This is a genomic window from Bacillus sp. JJ634 (assembly GCF_036962285.1).
In the GTDB taxonomy this organism is placed as follows: domain Bacteria; phylum Bacillota; class Bacilli; order Bacillales; family DSM-1321; genus Peribacillus; species Peribacillus asahii_A.
In genome coordinates this window covers 1-3660 of record NZ_JBALMU010000191.1, presented here as the reverse complement: position 1 = coordinate 3660, position 3660 = coordinate 1, and the positions used below count along the sequence as shown (strand labels likewise).

The following is a 3660-nucleotide window of genomic DNA, read 5'->3' as shown; positions in this document are numbered from 1 at the left end:
AAAATGGCTGGGCTAGAAGGATTCGAACCTTCGCATGACGGAATCAAAATCCGCTGCCTTACCGCTTGGCTATAGCCCAATGACCTTTTTATTATTATCTTAAAATAACTTTATATACTTAAAAAAATAATGGCGGTCCGGACGGGACTCGAACCCGCGACCTCCTGCGTGACAGGCAGGCATTCTAACCAACTGAACTACCGGACCAAACTTCTATAAAAGTGACCCCTACGGGATTCGAACCCGTGTTACCGCCGTGAAAGGGCGGTGTCTTAACCGCTTGACCAAGGGGCCTTGATAGATTATATAAATGGCGGAGAAGGAGGGATTTGAACCCTCGCGCCGGTTACCCGACCTACACCCTTAGCAGGGGCGCCTCTTCAGCCTCTTGAGTACTTCCCCAAAAATGGCTCCGCAGGTAGGATTCGAACCTACGACCGCTCGGTTAACAGCCGAGTGCTCTACCACTGAGCTACTGCGGAACAATATAAACCAAGTTCTTTCACAATTCATTTCCAAGAACTCTATTTTGTCTCAAATAACAAGCTGTTATCTTGTCGACTCTTTAGAGTATACACACTTTTCTAGGCAAAGTCAACAATTCTTTTAAAAACTCTTTCTTCCCTTTAAATTTCTCGTACTAAAGATAACACTCCCTTACATTTCCCACATACAAAACGATTAATATTTACACGCCTTTTTCTCATATACTGTTGATGACAGGCTTTACAACTGTATTCATATATTTTTGTCTTATGTCTTTTGTTATTAACAGCTAACGGTTTACAAAACCTTGGAGCACCCACTTTTTTTAATAGATGTTTAAAATCCGCATCTTTATGCTGATAGCCTTTCTTCTCTAGGTGTAAATGGTAATGACATAACTCATGTTTCACAATCCCAATCAACTCTTCCATCCCTTGCTCCTCATAATACTTCTTATTAATTTCTATATTATGACACGTAAGCAGATATCTCCCTCCCGTTGTGCGAAGACGCGGATTAAAATAGGCACGATGTTCAAATGTTTTTTGAAAATCGGAAAGTGAAATGGCTTCAACGAGTGTTTGAAGTTGTTCGTCATTCATACTTTTTTTCCTCTCAATCGTAACTTGACAACCTATTATAGCATATACTGGTGAAAAAATAGGAGACACCAAGGGGAGGAAACCCTATGATGCCTAAATGGTTTCAAAATCAAATGCGCAGAGCCTTTTTTGAGAAAGATTCTTCACAAATTAAAATGCTAAATCGATATTGGTTTCTGTATCAGAGAAATGACAGCCTTCGCTCATAGTTCTCCAATGATAAAGAAAACACCTTCACCCTGAAGATGTTTTCAAAAAAAATTAACCTTGATCTTTTGGTTGCAGCATCGTTAGAGCCACTCGTTGTTTTTGAACATCAACTTGATCGACCCAAACCGTTACAACATCTCCAACCGCTACGATATCTAGAGGATGTTTAACAAAACGATTGCTTAGTTTCGAAATATGCACAAGCCCATCCTGTTTCACACCGATATCAATGAAGGCACCGAAATCAACTACATTTCGTACCGTACCTTGTAACTCCATCCCCACTTGTAAATCTTCTATTTTCAACACATCCTGCTTCAAAAGCGGCTTCGCTAAATTATCACGTGGATCTCGTCCGGGTTTCATTAAGTCATCAATAATATCTTTTAACGTCATCTCACCAACTTCTAACTCTTCTGCTAATAAGGCCAAATCTAGGTTTTTCAGCGCCTCATTTAACGCTTCACTACCTAATTCTGCTGAAGTAAACCCTATTTTCTTTAACAACTTATTAACGGCGCTATAATTCTCTGGATGAATAGCAGTTTGATCGAGTGGTTCACTCCCATTCAAAATTCGCAAAAATCCGATACATTGTTCATACGTTTTCGCTCCGAGTCGAGGGATGTTTTTCAATTCTTTTCGACTCGCAAACTTCCCTTCCTCTTCTCTTTTCTTAACAATGTTCTGAGCGACTGTTTTTGATAAGCCTGCTACATACTGCAACAGTGAAGAAGAAGCCGTATTAACATTCACGCCTACCTGATTCACAGCCGTTTCTACAACAAAAGAAAGCGACTCTGAAAGTTTTTTCTGTGAAACATCATGCTGGTATTGACCGACACCAACAGACTGCGGATCAATTTTCACCAATTCTGCAAGCGGGTCTTGAAGTCTTCTGCCAATCGAAACCGCACTTCTCTCTTCCACTTGGAGATTCGGGAATTCTTCACGAGCAATGTCAGATGCAGAATAAACGCTCGCTCCTGCCTCATTTACAATAATATAAGAAAGACTGCCTTCGACTTCTTTTAAAATATCTGCAATAAACTGTTCTGTTTCCCTTGAGGCCGTTCCATTTCCGATTGCAACAATTTCTACTGCAAATCTTTGCAAGATAGCTATTGTTTTTTCCCTTGCTTCTGCTCGCTTCGAAACAGGCGGATGTGGGTAAATAACACTAATCTCTAATACTTTCCCTGTTTCATCAATCACAGCTAACTTACAGCCTGTCCGATATGCAGGATCGACCGCTAATACAACCTTCCCCTTTAATGGCGGCTGCAATAATAAATTCCTTAAGTTTTCTGAGAAAATATGAATGGCTTGATCTTCCGCCTTCTCCGTTAATTCTTTACGAATTTCCCGTTCAACAGATGGCATAATAAGGCGTTTGAAACTATCCTCAATAGATTCCATCAATATAGCAGCTGACTCTGTATGCGGTTTCGTAATTACGTTACGCTCAATGTATTGAATAATAGAATCCGTTACAGGATGCACAGAGATTCGTAACACATCTTCTTTTTCACCACGATTAAGCGCTAATACGCGATGCGGGACAATTTTTTGGACGGGCTCTTCATATTCATAATACATCTCAAAAATCTTCTTTTCGTCTTTTTCTTCATTTTTCACAGTTGAAACGATTTTTCCTGTTTTAAAGATGGATGAACGAATCCATTTACGCAGCTCGGCATCATCAGAAATTTGTTCTGCAATGATATCCTTTGCTCCCGAAATCGCCTCCTCGACAGATCGCACTTCTCTTTCTTCTGAAAGAAACTCAACTGCCTTTTCTTCAACAGCTGGATTAGAATGACAAGCTAACAACCAATCAGCAAGCGGCTCTAATCCTTTTTCCTTAGCAACGGTTGCTTTTGTTCTTCTTTTTTGTTTATACGGACGATACACGTCCTCTACTTCTTGCAGCTTGCTCGCCTTTTCAATCTGCTGTTTTAACTCTGGCGTTAACTTTCCCTGCTCTTCAATTAAACGAATAACTTCTTCTTTTCGCTGATTTAAATTTTCCAAATAGTTCCACCGTTCCATAATTGAACGAATTTGCACTTCATCAAGTGCCCCCGTCATCTCTTTCCGATATCGAGCAATAAACGGAACCGTATTTCCCTCTTCAAGCATATTGATAACATTTTGCACTTGATGACTTTTCAAAGTTAATTCTACAGCTATTTGCTTCACTAATTCATTTTGTATCATCAATGTTCTTCCCCCAAGCTTTTACATTCTTATATACAGTCTAGCAAATATAGCCATACGTTGCGAACCTCACTATCTAGAAGAACATTTTTATAAAGTGAAACTTCCATCAGTGGGAGACTTTATCCCCACTGATGGTTAG

General features: G+C 39.8%; 3 protein-coding genes and 5 tRNA genes. 1 reads left to right on the top strand and 7 read right to left on the bottom strand.

Annotation, left to right across the window (positions count from 1 at the left end):
• Nucleotides 1–4 precede the first annotated feature (4 nt).
• The 6 genes from V7068_RS21435 to V7068_RS21410 form a co-directional block, all read right to left on the bottom strand.
• Nucleotides 5–79 (bottom strand) — tRNA-Gln (locus V7068_RS21435).
• A gap of 51 nt (nucleotides 80–130) precedes the next feature.
• Nucleotides 131–207 (bottom strand) — tRNA-Asp (locus tag V7068_RS21430).
• 15 nt (nucleotides 208–222) lie between these two features.
• Nucleotides 223–294 (bottom strand) — tRNA-Glu (locus V7068_RS21425).
• 17 nt (nucleotides 295–311) lie between these two features.
• Nucleotides 312–402, bottom strand: a tRNA-Ser gene (locus V7068_RS21420).
• A gap of 5 nt (nucleotides 403–407) precedes the next feature.
• Nucleotides 408–482: transfer RNA gene (locus V7068_RS21415), tRNA-Asn, on the bottom strand.
• Nucleotides 483–626: 144 nt separating this feature from the next.
• Complete coding sequence (locus V7068_RS21410) at nucleotides 627–1088, bottom strand: SprT family protein (RefSeq protein ID WP_499714475.1); 462 nt, start codon at nucleotides 1086–1088, stop codon at nucleotides 627–629.
• Between the two features lie 89 nt (nucleotides 1089–1177).
• On the opposite strand from V7068_RS21410, the gene cmpA reads away from it, so the two are divergent.
• A complete protein-coding gene (cmpA, locus tag V7068_RS21405) occupies nucleotides 1178–1297 on the top strand; it encodes a cortex morphogenetic protein CmpA (protein WP_119118989.1) in 120 nt (39 codons plus the stop codon).
• Nucleotides 1298–1349: 52 nt separating this feature from the next.
• On the opposite strand, the gene V7068_RS21400 is transcribed toward cmpA, so the two are convergent.
• Nucleotides 1350–3518 carry a Tex family protein gene (locus V7068_RS21400; protein ID WP_499714476.1) on the bottom strand — a complete coding sequence of 723 codons (2169 nt, stop codon included), beginning with the start codon at nucleotides 3516–3518 and terminating at the stop codon, nucleotides 1350–1352.
• Nucleotides 3519–3660: the final 142 nt, after the last annotated feature.